The 14640-nt window shown below is 66.2% G+C and carries 15 protein-coding genes and 1 tRNA gene; 3 read left to right on the top strand and 13 right to left on the bottom strand.

The genetic code is table 11. The annotated features are described in order from the left end of the window. Positions 1–157: 157 nt before the first annotated feature. The 3 genes from ABRP17_RS07250 to ABRP17_RS07240 form a co-directional block, all read right to left on the bottom strand. Entirely contained in the window at positions 158–694 is a 537-nt protein-coding gene (locus ABRP17_RS07250; protein WP_349986035.1) for a gamma carbonic anhydrase family protein, read from the bottom strand. Positions 695–788: 94 nt separating this feature from the next. Continuing rightward, positions 789–2678 (bottom strand): tRNA uridine-5-carboxymethylaminomethyl(34) synthesis enzyme MnmG, encoded by a 1890-nt coding sequence (mnmG, locus tag ABRP17_RS07245; protein WP_349986034.1) that lies wholly within the window; start codon positions 2676–2678, stop codon positions 789–791. Between the two features lie 455 nt (positions 2679–3133). Then, positions 3134–3676 carry a hypothetical protein gene (locus tag ABRP17_RS07240; protein ID WP_349986033.1) on the bottom strand — a complete coding sequence of 181 codons (543 nt, stop codon included), beginning with the start codon at positions 3674–3676 and terminating at the stop codon, positions 3134–3136. A 157-nt stretch (positions 3677–3833) separates the two neighbouring features. Between ABRP17_RS07240 and ABRP17_RS07235 the strand changes: the two genes are divergently transcribed. Together ABRP17_RS07235 and ABRP17_RS07230 are read left to right on the top strand one after the other, a co-directional pair. Next, positions 3834–4793, top strand: a complete 960-nt coding sequence (locus ABRP17_RS07235; protein ID WP_349986032.1) for a pyridoxal-phosphate dependent enzyme — start codon at positions 3834–3836, stop codon at positions 4791–4793. After that, positions 4790–5395, top strand: a complete 606-nt coding sequence (locus tag ABRP17_RS07230) for a YdcF family protein (protein WP_349986031.1) — start codon at positions 4790–4792, stop codon at positions 5393–5395. Before ABRP17_RS07235 ends, ABRP17_RS07230 begins: the two co-directional genes overlap by 4 nt. Before the next feature lie 241 nt (positions 5396–5636). Here the strand turns inward: ABRP17_RS07230 and bioC are convergent, their stop codons facing one another. The 5 genes from bioC to ABRP17_RS07205 form a co-directional block, all read right to left on the bottom strand. Next, on the bottom strand, positions 5637–6521 hold the full coding sequence (bioC, locus tag ABRP17_RS07225; protein ID WP_349986030.1) for a malonyl-ACP O-methyltransferase BioC: 885 nt from the start codon (positions 6519–6521) through the stop codon (positions 5637–5639). A gap of 30 nt (positions 6522–6551) precedes the next feature. Next, positions 6552–7334 carry an SDR family oxidoreductase gene (locus tag ABRP17_RS07220; RefSeq protein WP_349986029.1) on the bottom strand — a complete coding sequence of 261 codons (783 nt, stop codon included), beginning with the start codon at positions 7332–7334 and terminating at the stop codon, positions 6552–6554. 36 nt (positions 7335–7370) lie between these two features. Next, a complete protein-coding gene (gene bioH, locus ABRP17_RS07215) occupies positions 7371–8168 on the bottom strand; it encodes a pimeloyl-ACP methyl ester esterase BioH (protein WP_349986028.1) in 798 nt (265 codons plus the stop codon). Between the two features lie 9 nt (positions 8169–8177). After that, positions 8178–9377 (bottom strand): aminotransferase class I/II-fold pyridoxal phosphate-dependent enzyme, encoded by a 1200-nt coding sequence (locus ABRP17_RS07210; RefSeq protein ID WP_349986026.1) that lies wholly within the window; start codon positions 9375–9377, stop codon positions 8178–8180. 161 nt (positions 9378–9538) lie between these two features. Then, the gene (locus ABRP17_RS07205) at positions 9539–9808 is read right to left on the bottom strand and encodes a hypothetical protein (RefSeq protein WP_349986025.1); all 270 of its coding nucleotides are present in this window, start codon (positions 9806–9808) and stop codon (positions 9539–9541) included. Positions 9809–9918: 110 nt separating this feature from the next. Here ABRP17_RS07205 and ABRP17_RS07200 point away from each other — a divergent pair, with 110 nt between their 5' ends. After that, positions 9919–10605 carry a ComF family protein gene (locus tag ABRP17_RS07200; RefSeq protein ID WP_349986024.1) on the top strand — a complete coding sequence of 229 codons (687 nt, stop codon included), beginning with the start codon at positions 9919–9921 and terminating at the stop codon, positions 10603–10605. Between the two features lie 55 nt (positions 10606–10660). On the opposite strand, the gene ABRP17_RS07195 is transcribed toward ABRP17_RS07200, so the two are convergent. The 5 genes from ABRP17_RS07195 to ABRP17_RS07175 all read right to left on the bottom strand — a co-directional run bounded on the left by ABRP17_RS07195 (position 10661) and on the right by ABRP17_RS07175 (position 14488). After that, a complete protein-coding gene (locus tag ABRP17_RS07195; protein ID WP_192094383.1) occupies positions 10661–10873 on the bottom strand; it encodes a hypothetical protein in 213 nt (70 codons plus the stop codon). A gap of 648 nt (positions 10874–11521) precedes the next feature. Next, entirely contained in the window at positions 11522–11974 is a 453-nt protein-coding gene (locus tag ABRP17_RS07190; protein WP_349986023.1) for a PA2169 family four-helix-bundle protein, read from the bottom strand. A gap of 318 nt (positions 11975–12292) precedes the next feature. Next, positions 12293–12688 (bottom strand): hypothetical protein, encoded by a 396-nt coding sequence (locus ABRP17_RS07185; protein ID WP_349986022.1) that lies wholly within the window; start codon positions 12686–12688, stop codon positions 12293–12295. A gap of 422 nt (positions 12689–13110) precedes the next feature. Continuing rightward, positions 13111–13187: transfer RNA gene (locus ABRP17_RS07180), tRNA-Arg, on the bottom strand. A 134-nt stretch (positions 13188–13321) separates the two neighbouring features. Next, the gene (locus tag ABRP17_RS07175; protein WP_349986021.1) at positions 13322–14488 is read right to left on the bottom strand and encodes a nucleotide sugar dehydrogenase; all 1167 of its coding nucleotides are present in this window, start codon (positions 14486–14488) and stop codon (positions 13322–13324) included. Positions 14489–14640 lie beyond the last annotated feature (152 nt).

Raw genomic sequence — 14640 nt, 5'->3', positions numbered from 1 at the left:
CCTGGTCGGGGCTCGACTTTAGCAGACCCGCGCCCCGCCAATGGTAGAGCCGCCAGGTAGAGCCGACTTCAGTCGGCTGCCCCACGAACGCGCGAGACGCCAGCCGACTGAAGTCGGCTCTACCAGGCGGCTCTAACCATCGGCACCACTCACGGCATCACGACGCGCCCAGGTACTCATCCTTCAACCGCACATAATGATCAGCCGAGTAATGCAGCGCTTCGATCTCACTGTCTTTCAACAACCGCGCGGGCCGTGCCGGGTTGCCCAGCCACAACTCGCCTTCGCCCACCACCTTGCCCGGTCCCACTACCGCACCGGCGCCGACGAAGCCGTGCTTCTCCACGCGCGCCCCATCCAGGATGCACGCGCCCATTCCGATCAGGCTGTAGTCGCCGATGGTGCACGCATGGAGGATGCAGCCATGACCCACGGTCACGCCCTCGCCGATCAGCGTCGGATACCCGGCCTTGTTGAAGGGGCTGTGGTGGCTGACATGGATGATGGTGCCGTCCTGCACATTGGTGCGGGCACCGATGCGGACGAAGTTGACGTCACCGCGGATCACCGTGCCCGGCCAGACCGACACATCCTCGGCCAGCTCGACATCACCAATGATCGTGCAGGCGGGATCCACATAGGCGCGCGCGCCGAGTACCGGCATTTTGTCGCGGAAGGGACGTAGTGGGGTCAAGGGATTCTCCAATGTAGCGCCGAGCCAAGCTCGGCGAACGCAGCGGCGGGCAGGCAGCCGCCAAGCAGGGCTCGGCGCCTCCGTGTTCGGTGTGTCAGGCGACGCGACCGCGGCGCGAACGCTCCAGGTGCACCAGCAGCAGCGAGATCGCCGCCGGGGTCATGCCGGGAATGCGCTGCGCCTGGCCGATGGTCTGCGGCCGCACGCGCTCCAGCTTCTGCAGGGCTTCGGCCGACAGTCCACGCACGATGGCGTAGTCGAAGCTGTCGTGGATCGGGGTGGACTCATGGCGCTGCTGGCGCTCTATCTCGTCGCGCTGGCGGTCCAGGTAGCCGGCGTACTTCACACCGATCTCCACCTGTTCGGCCACCTTGGCATCCGCCACGCCGGGGCCCAGCGACGGCACCTGCATCAGCTTGGCGTAATCCAGTTCCGGGCGCTTGATCAGGTCCAGCACGTTGGTTTCGCGGCTGACCGCCACGCCCAGCACCTGCTCGACTTCGCGGCCCAGCGCGTTGCCCGGCGTCGCCCACACCGCGCGCAGGCGTGAGCTTTCGGCATGCACGGCCGACTGCTTCGTCTCGAAGGCGGCCCAGCGCCGGTCGTCCACCAGGCCCATCTGTCGGCCCACCGGCGTCAGCCGCTGGTCGGCATTGTCTTCGCGCAGCTGCAGCCGGTACTCGGCGCGGCTGGTGAACATGCGGTACGGCTCGGTGGTGCCATGGGTGATCAGGTCATCCACCAGCACACCCAGATAGGCCTCGTCGCGGCGCGGGCACCAGCCGTCCAGCCCACGCACCTGGCGCGCCGCGTTGAGGCCGGCCAGCAGCCCCTGCGCGGCGGCTTCCTCGTACCCTGTCGTGCCATTGATCTGGCCGGCAAAGAACAGGCCGCCCACGGTCTTGGTCTCCAGCGAAGCTTTCAGCCCACGCGGATCGAAGTAGTCGTACTCGATGGCATAGCCGGGGCGGGTGATGTGCGCGTTCTCGAAGCCGCGGATGCTGCGCACCATGGCCAGCTGCACATCAAACGGCAGCGACGTCGAGATGCCGTTGGGGTAGATCTCGACGATGCCCAGGCCTTCCGGTTCGACGAAAATCTGGTGGCTTTCCTTCTCGGCGAAACGCACCACCTTGTCCTCGATGGACGGGCAGTAACGCGGGCCGATGCCCTCGATCTGGCCGCTGTACAGCGGCGAGCGATGCAGCGACTCGCGGATGATGTCGTGGGTCCGCGCGCTGGTATGGGTGATCCAGCAGCTGACCTGCGGCGGATGTTCATCCACCGAACCGAGGAAGGACATCACCGGGCGCGGATCGTCGCCGGGCTGTTCGTCCATCATGCTGTAGTCCAGCGAACGGCCGTCGATGCGCGGCGGGGTGCCGGTCTTCAGCCTGTCCACCTGGAACGGGCGCTCGCGCAGGCGGGCCGCCAGCGTGGTCGCCGGCGGATCGCCCATGCGGCCGGCCGCGTACTGGGTGGGCCCGACATGGATCTTGCCGGCCAGGAAGGTGCCGGCGGTCAGCACCACGGCCACTGCATCGAAGCGCAGCCCGGTCTGGGTGAGTACGCCGCGCACCTGGTCGCCTTCGATGACCAGATCATCCACGGCGGCCTGGAACACGGTGAGGTTCGGCTGCGCCTCCACCAGCGAACGGATCGCCATGCGGTACAGGTTGCGGTCGGCCTGGCAGCGGGTCGCCCGCACCGCCGGTCCCTTGGAAGCATTCAAAGTGCGCCACTGGATTCCGGCCCGGTCGGCCGCATGGGCCATGGCCCCGCCCAGCGCATCGATTTCCTTTACCAGATGCCCCTTGCCGATGCCGCCGATGGCCGGGTTGCAGCTCATGGCGCCCACGGTTTCGATGTTGTGGGTCAGCAGCAGGGTGCGCGCACCGCTGCGGGCCGCAGCCAGGGCGGCCTCGGTGCCGGCGTGGCCGCCGCCAATGACGATGACGTCGTAACGATGGAAGGAATCAGTCATGGCTCATGCAATGCGGGGCCGGAAGCGGCAGGTGGCGATTTTAACGCCAATCGGACGAGGCGGTCAGGTCGCTTTTTCAAATCAACCCTAAAGTTGGCACGCTACCTGCAGATAACCCAATAGCACCCAGCGTGATCGGCGCCTCAGGCGCTATGGACCGGAATTGGAACAGGGGCTGGTCCAGATGCACGAGGGGGAAGCGACGGGCCGGCAGTCGGGGGACTGTCCGGCCCAGTTTTTTGCTGTTGGCTTAAACAACAAGGCCCCGCGCGAGCGGGGCCTTGTTGTTTAGTAGGTGCCGACATCCGACAGGGCCGGAACAGGGGGGATCCAGAGTTTCCCATCGGATATCGACATAACTTGCATGACCAGCTGCGTCTGCTTTGTCACTTTTGGACGCGGCGGGTCATTGACGGTCTAGCTTGAACCTTCCCGACGGAAGGTTCAAGACCCGATCACGGCTCGGCCTGCCGTTCTGTGGAACGGTTCAAATTTCGCCACGGCGAACCGCTCGGACGCGGGGCAGAGGCGGGACGCGGCGGCGCGGCCGGGCGGACCTGCTGCTGCGGCGACGGGCGGTTCATGCCCTGCTGCGGACGCGGACGGGTGGTCGAATCCAGGTTGCGCCACGGCGAGCCACCGTTGTTGCCCGGCGGGCGGGGCGGGCGCGGACCATTGTTGTTCGGTGGCCGGGTGTTGGGCGGTCGGTGGCCGTGATGCGGCGGACGGTAGTTGGGGTACGGACGATAGACCGGATAGCCGTAGCCATAACCGCCACCGTAACCACCGCCGTAATAGCCACCGCCACCGCCGTAATAGCCGCCGCCGTAGCCATAGGGCGAACCGTAGGGGTAGCCGGCCGGATAGCGGTATTCGGTCGACGGGGCGCCGTGGTAATAGCCACTGCCGCCGCCTCCGCTGCCGCCCACGTAATCGTAAGTGGCGCAGCCGGACAGGGCCAGCAGCAGCCCTCCGGCAACGATCAGACGCATCTTCATGACAAGACCCCCCATGGGTTATGGACTCCAGCTTCTGCCTAATGCGTTGAATCGCCCCTTAATTCGTGCAACGAAGCATGAATGGTTAGGCGAAGCGGACATCCTGGCACGACGAGATAGGCCGCGACCGATGGCGGGCATACGTTAATCTTTGCACATGAACGAGGCCCCGCCCCCTGCCATTGATGTGTTGGTCGCCGCCGCACGGATCGCTCCGCATGCCACGGTGACGCCGGTGCTGCGCTCGCGCACGCTGGATGAGCTGGCGGGTGCCCGGTTGGCGTTCAAGGCGGAGCACCTGCAGCGCGGCGGCGCCTTCAAGTTCCGCGGTGCCTGCAATGCGGTGTGGGCGTTGTCGGCCGAACAGGCCGGCGCGGGCGTGGTGACCCATTCTTCAGGCAACCATGGGGCCGCACTGGCGCTGGCGGCGCTGACCCGGGGCATCGCCTGCCACGTCGTGGTGCCCGAGGGCGCGGTGGCGGCCAAGCTGGCCAACATCGAACGCCATGGCGCCACCCTGTGGCGTTGCGCCGCCAGCATCGCCGCCCGCGAACAGCTGTGCGCGCAGGTGCAGGCGCATACCGGCGCTACCTTGGTCCATCCGTATGCCGATGCGCGAGTGATCGCGGGCCAGGGCACCGCCGCGCTGGAACTGCTGCACGCCGAGGGTCCGTTCGACGTGCTGGTGGTGCCGGTCGGCGGCGGTGGCTTGGCCGCAGGCACCGCGCTGGCCCTGCAGCATGCCGCGCCGCAGACCCGCCTGGTGCTTGCCGAGCCGGCCGGCGCTGCTGACACTGCGCGCTCGTTGCAGGCGGGCGAGCGGCGCATCGAATTCGTGCCGGATACGATCTGCGACGGCCTGCGAGGCACGCTGGGGGCGCCCAATTTCGAGGTGCTGCGCGCGGCCAAGGCCGAGGTGATCGTGGTGGACGACGCGGCCACTGTGCAGGCCATGCGACTGCTGTGGCAGGTCCTCAAGCAGGTGGTGGAGCCGTCCTCGGCGATCGCACTGGGCGCCGTGCTGGCCCAGCCGCAGCGCTTCGCCGGCCTGCGCGTGGGGCTGGTGCTGTCCGGTGGCAATGTGGATATCGATGCGTTGCCGTGGGGAACTGCATGAGCGGGCAACGGACTGGCGTATTCGGCTGGCTATGGCGGCTGTTCGTGCTGCTGATGGTCTGGCTGTTCGCCGTGACCGCGTGGATCGTGTGGATCGGCGAACGCGACCAAGCCGCGCATGCCGACGCGATCATCGTACTGGGCGCAGCCGCTTACGATGCCAAGCCGTCGCCGGTGTTCCAGGAACGCATCCGCCACGGGCTGGATCTGTACGACGCGGGCTACGCGCCGCTGCTGATTTTCACCGGCGGCTATGGCGGAAGCGGTGCGCGTTTCTCCGAATCGCAGGTGGCGCGGCGTTATGCCTTGAAGCAGGGCATACCGGATAGGGCGATCTTGATTGAAACCGCATCGCGCAACACTGTGCAGAACCTGGTCGAAGCCAAGCGGCTGATGGACCAGCGCGGGCTGCACCGCGTGATCATCGTCAGCGATCCGCTGCACATGGCCCGCGCGCTGCGTCTCAGCCGTGCGATGGGCATCGATGCACTGGCCTCGTCCACACCGAGCACGCGCTTCCGCAGCTTCCACACCAGCTGGCGATTCCTGGCGCAGGAAGTGTATTTCTTCCATCGCGACCTGTTCGTAAAAGCCGCAGGCTAGGGACGTGCCGAAGAGCAGCCAATGGTAGTGCCGGCTTCAGCCGGCACCGTGGCAAAGAGCAGCCGACTGAAGTCGGCTCTACCGAGGCCCGTCCAAGGCCCGTCCAAGCCCCGGCCAACACCCGTCCAACACCCGTCCAACACCCGTCCAACACCCGTCCAACACCCGTCCAACACCCGTCCGTCTGGTCCGTCACAGCGACGTCCGCGGCATGCCGCGCGGCGCGCCCACCGCATCGCACTTACACAGGCCGACGGCGGATCGGGATCGCCGATACCGGCACGGCGGCGATGTCCTGGCCCTGCTCGCGGATCGGGGCGCCGGCCTCCGGTGCCCAGGCATGCGCATAGATGACATCCCAGCTGCTGGGCAACTTTCCGTCAGCGCGCCGCATCGCTTCATACGCCGCCGCCGCCGCAGTGAAGCGGGCGCGTCCGGTCAACGTGCGGCGACGATCCATCCGCGCATTGGTGGCGCCCAGCGCCCGCAGCTCACGCATCAGCGCCGGCAGGTCGTCGTAGGTCAGGGTGAACAGATCGCGGTCCAGCACCGGATCGCGGAAACCGGCCATCATCAGCGCATCGCCGAACTGCGCGATCGGTGCGAAGCGGCTGACGTGCGGTGACGCGTCGTCGGCGTGGAACGCCTCCGCGAGCTCGATCAGCGTTTCCGGGCCGAATGTCGAACACAGCAGCAGGCCGCCGGGCTTCAACACTCGGCGGAACCCGGCGAAGACGGCCGGCAGATCGTCTACATACTGCAGGCACAGGTTGCTGAAGATCACATCCACGCTGTTGTCGGCCAGCGGCAGCGCAGCCGCGTCGGCGCACAGGCGCTGGAACGGCTTCCACCAACCCGCCTGCCGCCTGGCTTCGTGCAGCATCGGCATCGCCACGTCCAGCGCGATCACCTGCGCTTTCGGCCAGCGCTTCTTGATCAGGGCGCTGGCATGGCCGGTACCGGCCCCCACGTCCAGCACGACCTCCGGGCTGCGCGTTTCCAGATAGTCCAGCGACTCCATCAGGCGCTGACGCACCTCGCGCGGCAGTGCAGCCGCTTCGTCGTAGGTCGTGGCGGCCCGCGAAAAGGCGCGGCGAAGGTGGCGGTGGTCGGTACGGGGGTCCATGCGGATCTCGATGCGAAAAACGGTGCGGCGTCAGAACGTTCCGGGGTAGGCGCCGCCGTCGATCAGCAGGTTCTGCCCGGTAAGGTAGCCGGCCTGCAGGCTACACAGGAAAGCACAGGCGGCGCCGAACTCATCCGGCTGGCCAAAGCGCCCTGCCGGGATGTGGTCGCGTTTCTGCGCGGCGATCGACTCCATGTCCCCGCCCTGCTGCTCGGCCAGGAAGGCGAAGTTGCCACGCAGGCGGTCGGTATCGAACTGGCCAGGCAACAGGTTGTTGATGGTGACGTTGGCCGCCACCGTGCGCCGTGCCAGCCCCGCGACGAAGCCGGTGAGCCCGGAACGCGCGCCATTGGACAGCGCCAGAATGTCGATCGGCGCCTTCACCGATGACGAAGTGATGTTGACGATGCGGCCGAAACCGCGCGCCATCATGGCATCCACCGTGGCGCGGATCAGTGCGATCGGCGCCAGCATGTTGGCGTCCAGCGCAGCGATCCAGTCATCGCGCTCGAAGGTACGGAAATCACCGGCAGGCGGCCCACCGGCGTTGGTGACCAGGATGTCCACCTGCGGGCAGGCCGCCAGCGCGGCAGCACGCCCCGCGTCGGTGGTGACATCGGCGGCCACGGCGACCACCTGGCCTGCGCGGGGCAGGGTGCGCAGCAACGCCGCGGCCTGCTGCAGGGCGGTCTCGCCCCGGGCGACGATGACCACGTTGACCCCTTCGGCGGCCAGCGCACGCGCGCAGCCCAGGCCGAGGCCCTTGCTGGCGCCGCACACCAGCGCCCAACGTCCCGCGATTCCCAGATCCATGTCAGTCCACCTTTCGATGCGTACGGCGGTTGGCCGTCATTTGTGCATTGTCGGGTGACGGCCCGCAGTCGTCACTATCCGCTGCATGACGAAGCGTTGCAGCTGCTCCGCCACCTCGTCGGCATGGCCGAGGAATGGGGCGTGGCCACCGTGGGCAATCGTGTGCGCCCAGGCGTGCGGGGCCATCGTCGCTGCGGCATGGGCCGCAGCGGGCGGCACCAACCGATCGCGCTGGCCGGCCAGCCACAGGCTGGGCACCGGCAAAGAGGGCAGGGCACCACGGAGATCGGTGGCTTCGAGCAGGCGCCGGCCGTCCTCCGGCACGCGCGCAGCCGGCACCCCGCTGTCCAGCAGGCGCTGGCGCAGGCCGCGCAGATCCTCCCGGCCTGGCGCGACGTTCATCAGGTCCAAGGCAAGGAAACGATCCACCGTGGCAGGGAAATCCGCAGACAGGTCGGCGGCGAACTGCGCGAAGACCGTCGCAGGAACCGCGTGGGGCCAGCGCTCATCGCGGACGAAGCGCGGCGACGAGGCCAGCATCACCAGACCCTGTACCTGCGGCTGGGTGGCCGCGGCATGCAGGGCGAACAGTCCGCCCAGTGACCAACCACACCACACCGCCGGTGGCGTCGCCGCCGCAATGGTGCTGACGACCGGTGCCAGCTGCAGCGGCATGGTGTCATCGCGGCTGCGGCCATGGCCGGGAAGGTCCACGACGTGCACGGTGAAGTGGTCGGTGAGACGTTGCAGCAAGGGCGCGAATACGTCGCCCTGCAACGCCCAGCCGTGCAGCAGCACCAGATTGGGGCCGCTACCGCTGACTGCGATATGCATGCGGGTCGCTCAGGCAGTCGCGGCAATCGGCAGCACGGTGCCGGACTGCAGCCCATCGCGGGCAAGCGCAATGGCATCCACCAGAGCCTGGACCTGCGCGGGGACATGCAGGGCGGACAGGCGCACGCGCACGCGTGCCGCGCCATCGCCGCTGGCTGCCGCGTCGATGGTCTCGATCCACCAGCCGGCCTGCTGCAGATTCCGCGCGATGGCCTGTGCGTGTGAATCGGAGGGAAAGCTGAGTGACTGGATGGGCATTTCCGAGGCCATCAGCGCAAGCCCGCGGGTGCGCGCGGCGGCGCGGAAGGTGGCCACCAGTTCGCCCAGCTTCTCGCGGCGCCAGTCATCACGGCAGGCCAAGCGGAGTGCGGCCGTCGATGCGGCAGCCAGTGAAGGCGGCAGCATCGGGGCATACAGGTAGGGGCGTGCACAGGTGGCGAGGTGCTCGATCACGTGCGCATCGCCCAGCACCAGCGCACCGGCACCGCCCAACGCCGTGTCCAGCGTCACGGTCTGCAGCGGTACGTCGGCCACGCCCAGCCCGGCCGCCGCCACGCTACCGGCGCCGTGTTCGCCGAGCACGCCGACACCGTGCGCATCATCTACATACAGAAGCGATTCCTGCAGGCGCGCAACCAACGCCAACGACCGCAGCGGGGCGGAATCGCCATCCGTGCAGAACACCGCCTCGGTCGCCAACATCGCCGCACCCTCACCGGCATGCTTGAGCTGGCGCATCGCACCTTCTGAATCCAGATGCGGATAGCGGCGCAGGCGCGCGCCCGCCAGCGCCGTGGCATCCAACAAGCTGGGATGGTTGAGCTGGTCCTGCACGCAGACATCGCCGTCTTCGCCCAGCAGCGCCTGCTGCACGGCCAGGTTGGCCAGGTAGGCACTGCCGAACAGCAGCGCACGGGGGTAACCGAGCCACTGCGCCGCTTCGCGTTCCAGCGCCTCGTGCACCGCATGGCGGCCGCCGTTGGCTGGCGAGGCAGTGGTGCTGCCATCGCGCGCAGCCGCATCCTGCAGGGCGTTGACCACGCCGAACTGCTGCGCCAGGCCCAGGTAGTCGCTGCTACGGAAGCTGGTCAGCCACTGGCCCTCCACTTCCACGCGCACGCCATCGCGACGGCTGATTGCTGCAGGCAGCGTCGCGCCCCCGCTGGCGGGCAGGGTCGGGACGCGGGCAAGCAGATCAGGACGGGCCATGGCGGCGGCAGCGATGCAAGGGCGGCCTAGCGTAGCAAAACGGTGCGGCCGCAACCGGGCGGTGACGGCGGCCGGCCGTCAAGCAATTCGGTAGTGACGGCCGCTGGCCGTCACGCGGCTCGGTAGTGACGGCCGCTGGCCGTCAAGGCGTACGTCCTGTTTCAGGGACGCAGCGCCGGCGCCGCGGGAACCTGGATGACGATAGGGGGCGGAGGGGAAGAAACACCCCTCTCCGAATGAGAGCGAACCGTCCCCACCATGATGTTGGCGATGGTGAAGAGCCCCACCAGCACGAGAACAGCGGTCGCAATGAACCACCCCTTCATTTCACTTGAGACCTTGTGGAGATCCGCACGCACGGCCTCTACGTCTGACTTTGTGGCCAACGTGGGGGTGATGCCTTCGAGCTTTTCAGTGTTAGCAGAGGTCATGAGCCACCTGGCTCCGCGTTCGGCGGGCGACCCTCGAGTCATCACAAGCATGAGTCCCTTCCGCACTTTCCCGATACCGCGCGTTGCCCGCGCTTCGCATGCTCTGGTCCATGCACATCCCCGGCCTCTATACGCTAGTCAACCGCCTGGCCGGCACGCTGCTGCCCCCCGTCTGCCAGATCTGCGCAGAACCCGGCGAGCAGGACCGCGAGCTCTGCGCGGCCTGTTGCCTTGCGCTGCCTTGGCATACTGACGCCTGCGCGCGCTGTGCCGCGCCGGTGCCGGACGATGCCACAGCCCTCTGCTTTCGCTGCGAGGAATCGCCACCGCTGCTGGATGCCGCCTGGGCCGGGTTTCGCTATGAAGATCCCATCTCCGGGCTGCTGCTGCGCTATAAATTCCACGAAGATCTTGCCGCAGGGCGACTGTTGGCGCGGTTGATGGTGTTGTCACCGCCGCCGTGGGATGCCGCGCCGCTGGTAGCGGTGCCACTGCACCCGTCGCGATTGCGCCGACGCGGGTATGACCAAGCCGCGCAGCTGGCCAAGCAGCTTGGACTGCCGCGCTGGCAGGGACTGCACCGCGTACGTGCCACCTTGCCCCAATCCGAACGCAGCGCTGATGCCCGACGCCACAACCTGGACGGCGCATTCGCCGTGCGCGGCGACGTGCCGGAGTCGGTTGTCCTGGTGGATGACGTGATGACAACGGGAAGCACGTTGCATGCGTGTGCCGAGGCCTTGCGCAACGCGGGATGCCAGGACGTGAGGGCATGGGTGTGTGCACGCGTGCCGTGATGGCAGATGCCCGCGCCAAGACATGGCACATGTGGGTGCTTGCTTGGAACCCGCCTCATACCCGGCGTGATGCGATCCGTCCTTCGCGCGAATACACGCTAGCGCGCAGCTCAACGCCGAGCGCACGCATTGCGCCCAGCACCGTGCTGAAGGTGAGTGTGCGTTTACCCGTCAGCTGCCGGCGCAGCACGTCGATGGACAGGCCGCATTCGCTTGCGACGTGGTGCAGATCGTCGTGGCCGATGATGAACAACAGGGTCTCGCCCATGGTGACGGGATCACCGACGCTTTCGTGGATGCTGGCGTCGATGTAGTCCGCTATTTCCAGGGCCGTGCGCGGTCGTTGGTCTGTCTCGAGAACGGTCGCGTCGGTGCTTGAGGGCGGTTCCGATGGCCGCGGGCTCACTTGCCACCCCGACGTGCGGCGGAGGTGGGCAGCAGGTCGGACAGGAAACTGCCGATGACGTCGTACAGACGTAAGGCGCTGGAAAGGAGGTGGGTCATTGGGGCCTCGCGCATCGCAGGGAAACCACCTGCGCCGTGGCGCAGGGTGGCGGGCGGTGCGGGTTGGCGTACCGGACAGCTAGCAGGTGTATAACCGGCGGATCGGGCGATCCCCGCGCACCGCCCGCCGTATGACCGGCAGGGCAATGCATTCTCCGCCGAGCCCGAAGGCAACAACAGAGCCGAACACCTGCGAACTGAGCGGGACGCCAATCCCGGCTGACGCGTACGGCGGCAGCCCGATCATCCTGCGTGGCCTTACGCGGATGCGTCCATCAGGAAAGCTGCATTCTTTAGTCAGTCAGCCCCTTAGCAGACGACAACGCATCGCCCACAAAAAAGCCGACGCTGCGTGGGGCAGCGTCGGCTTCGGCATTGCCTACGGCGACGGGGCGAACCCCGTCAGCGCAGATCAGGCAGCCTTCATCGCATGCTTGCGGGCGCGCATGACCGCATGGGTCTCCTGCACTTCCGGCAGCAGGCGGGTGACTTCAGCGCGCACCGGGGCCGGCACGTCGTTGTCGGTCAGCACATCCTTGAACGCCTTCAGCAGGCGGTCTTCGGATTCTTCCAGCTCAGCCACGTAGCCGTACTGGGTGTCGCCCAGGGTGGCGCGGATGTTGCCGTACATCTTCTGCACCGAACCCACGAAGGTACCGTGCTCTGCCGGCTCACCACCGGTGGCGGCAACGGTGCTGCTCAGCGAGGACACGATGTCCGACTTGCTGCCGGCAATGCGGGTGAACAGGGCAGCCAGCTCGGCGTCCTTCACCTTGGTAGCGGCTTCGCTATAGAACTTCTGACCATCACGGGCGATCTCGATCAGGTCGTTGAGGCTGTGTTCGATCTTGGACTGGGTGCTCATGTGTAGTGCTCCATGTGAGTGGTCGTTTGGAACGGCGAGACAGATGCCGTGCCGTTGGAGACCACCTTGGACGAGTGCATATGCAGTGCGGGTGAGGACCCATTGATGGCTTCGTCATGTGCCGGAACGGGGGTTTAACAGACCCGCCGGACCCCGCGTCATCACGGGCTTGGGACCGGCCAATCTTTCTCCTGCACGGCGGTCGGACCTCCCGGTAGATCCGATTGGTAGAGCCGACTTCAGTCGGCTGGGCCGTTCCCGTAGAGCAGCCGACTAAAGTCGGCTCTACCGCGCGGGCCCCCGGTTCCCCGCGATGCGTCAATCGCGGTCCAATTTGATCGCCAACCCATCCGCCGTATTGCGCACCACGATTACGTCGAAATCCCGATTGCCGTTGATGGCTCTCATCTCGACCTCGTCGGTGCCATCGGTCCTGATCGCATACACGCCGGTGCCGAACTCCTTCGACAACGCATTGGAGATCATCACCGCGGCCGCCTCGTGGTTGGTGGCCGCAGGAATCGCAATCGCGACATTGGTCGCTTCACCGCCTGCTGGGGTGACGGCCAGGGTGATCTCGCCATCCGTCTTGGCCCGGCCCTTCAGATCGATGTTCCATTCATTGGCGGGCGCGGCGAACGCAGCCGGCGCGGCCATGCCGAATGCGGCAGCCATGACCAAGGGACGGATAAGCGGGGTACGCAGGAAGTTCATCGTTGCCACTCCTCGTTGATGCGGGCAGCGGCCCGACGGTAGGCCGATGCTGGCCCAGAGGACTTGGTGATGATGTGAACCGGTGCGATGGCAACAGCTGACAGGAAGTGGCCGGCTGCCGGATTGCGGCGGCCGCCGACGGCCGGGCTAACGGCAGGCAACGGTCGGTCTGATGGCGGTCTGACGGTCGGGCTAACGGCGGTCTGACGGTAGAGCCGACTTCAGTCGGCTGCTCTCGCTTTTGAAGGCAGGACATCTTGTGCGCAAATCAGCCGACTGAAGTCGGCTCTACCTGGATCAGCCCACTGAAGTGAGTTGGCGTCAGGACAGAGGCGAGGAGTTCATAAAGCGCAAATCAGCCGACTGAAGTCGGCTCTACCTTGTGCTTCCACCCCGTGCGAAGCGAGGTGAAGCAAGGGAAATGGTGCGCCCGGAGGGATTCGAACCCCCGACCAATGGCTTCGGAAGCCACTACTCTATCCGGCTGAGCTACGAGCGCGCTGGCCGACTAGTGTAACGGAAAACCTGGCCAGTGTAGAAGCGAGACGCCTGGCCGGGAACAAGACGGGCCAATCGCCCCCACCCGCGCGGGCGGGCTCGAGCGGCTGCCCCGGGCAGCCTGTCAAGCCCGCTTCAGTCGCTGCCGAACAGGTCGCGGGTGTAGACCTTGTCAGCCACATCCTTGAGGTCGTCGGTGAGCCGATTCGCGATGATGACGTCAGCCTGTTGTTTGAAAGCGGCCAAGTCGTTCACCACGGTGGAGCGATAGAAATCGGGTTTGTCGAGCACCGGCTCATGGACGATGACCGTGATCCCCTTGGCCTTGATCCGCTTCATCACGCCCTGGATGGCAGACGCGCGGAAATTGTCCGATCCGGCCTTCATGACCAGGCGATAGATGCCCACCACCTTCGGATTACGACGGATGACCTCGTCTGCGATGAAGTCCTTGCGCGTGCGGTTGGATTCAACGATGGCGTGGATCAGGTTCTGCGGGACATTGCTGTAGTTGGCCAGCAGCTGCTTGGTGTCCTTGGGCAGGCAGTAGCCGCCATAGCCGAACGACGGATTGTTGTAGTGGTTGCCGATCCGCGGATCCAGGCTCACCCCTTCAATGATCTGGCGGGTGTCCATGCCGTGGGCAGCCGCGTACGTGTCCAGCTCGTTGAAGTACGCCACGCGCATGGCCAGGTAGGTGTTGGCGAAGAGCTTGATGGCCTCCGCTTCGGTTGCGTCGGTGAACAGCACGGCGACGTCCTGGCGGATGGCACCTTCCTTCAGCAGGTTGGCGAACACTTTCGCGCGCTCGGAACGCTCACCGACGATGATCCGGCTGGGGTGCAGGTTGTCATGCAGCGCCTTGCCTTCGCGGAGAAACTCCGGCGAGAAAATGATGTTCTGCGTGCCGAATTTCTCACGAAGCGACAGCGTGCAGCCGACGGGAACGGTGGATTTGATCACCATCACCGCATCTGGATTGACCTCGATCACGTCACGGATGACCGACTCGACCGAGCCGGTATTGAAACAGTTCGTGTGCGGGTCGTAGTCGGTGGGCGTGGCGATGATGACGAAAGACGCATCGCCGTAGGCCAGCTGTCGATCCAGTGTGGCCGTGAGGTCCAGTTTCTTGTTGCGCAGGAAGTCCTCGATCTCGCGATCCTCGATCGGCGACTGCCGGGCGTTGATCATCTCCACGCGACCCGCATCGATATCCAGCGCGACTACCTGATGGTGCTGTGCCAACAGGACGGCGTTGGACAGTCCGACATAGCCCGTACCGGCCACGGCAATTTTCATTGCGGAAATCCTTATATCTCAATCTGGGGGAGGCGCTGGCGAGGAACGGCCGCGTTCAACGTGCCCCGATGGCAGGGGCGCAGCGGGAATTGTACCCGCACGGTCTGAAGTAGCGGTTACCGCGGGGGTGGGCTTGCTGGCGTGTCGGTAAT

The sequence above is a fragment of the Stenotrophomonas sp. WHRI 8082 genome, assembly GCF_040223995.2.
Taxonomy (GTDB): domain Bacteria; phylum Pseudomonadota; class Gammaproteobacteria; order Xanthomonadales; family Xanthomonadaceae; genus Stenotrophomonas.
This window is presented reverse-complemented; position numbering and strand designations above follow the sequence as displayed.

Coding starts and splice junctions, on each gene's coding strand:
- mnmG (WP_349986034.1), bottom strand. CDS start 2,678: ATGACTGATTCCTTCCATCGTTACGACGTCATCGTCATTGGCGGCGGC.
- ABRP17_RS07190 (WP_349986023.1), bottom strand. CDS start 11,974: ATGAGCACCCAGTCCAAGATCGAACACAGCCTCAACGACCTGATCGAG.
- ABRP17_RS07240 (WP_349986033.1), bottom strand. CDS start 3,676: ATGAAGATGCGTCTGATCGTTGCCGGAGGGCTGCTGCTGGCCCTGTCC.
- ABRP17_RS07205 (WP_349986025.1), bottom strand. CDS start 9,808: ATGACCTCTGCTAACACTGAAAAGCTCGAAGGCATCACCCCCACGTTG.
- ABRP17_RS07220 (WP_349986029.1), bottom strand. CDS start 7,334: ATGGATCTGGGAATCGCGGGACGTTGGGCGCTGGTGTGCGGCGCCAGC.
- bioH (WP_349986028.1), bottom strand. CDS start 8,168: ATGCATATCGCAGTCAGCGGTAGCGGCCCCAATCTGGTGCTGCTGCAC.
- ABRP17_RS07235 (WP_349986032.1), top strand. CDS start 3,834: ATGAACGAGGCCCCGCCCCCTGCCATTGATGTGTTGGTCGCCGCCGCA.
- ABRP17_RS07175 (WP_349986021.1), bottom strand. CDS start 14,488: ATGAAAATTGCCGTGGCCGGTACGGGCTATGTCGGACTGTCCAACGCC.
- ABRP17_RS07210 (WP_349986026.1), bottom strand. CDS start 9,377: ATGGCCCGTCCTGATCTGCTTGCCCGCGTCCCGACCCTGCCCGCCAGC.
- ABRP17_RS07185 (WP_349986022.1), bottom strand. CDS start 12,688: ATGAACTTCCTGCGTACCCCGCTTATCCGTCCCTTGGTCATGGCTGCC.
- ABRP17_RS07230 (WP_349986031.1), top strand. CDS start 4,790: ATGAGCGGGCAACGGACTGGCGTATTCGGCTGGCTATGGCGGCTGTTC.
- ABRP17_RS07200 (WP_349986024.1), top strand. CDS start 9,919: ATGCACATCCCCGGCCTCTATACGCTAGTCAACCGCCTGGCCGGCACG.
- ABRP17_RS07195 (WP_192094383.1), bottom strand. CDS start 10,873: ATGGGCGAGACCCTGTTGTTCATCATCGGCCACGACGATCTGCACCAC.
- bioC (WP_349986030.1), bottom strand. CDS start 6,521: ATGGACCCCCGTACCGACCACCGCCACCTTCGCCGCGCCTTTTCGCGG.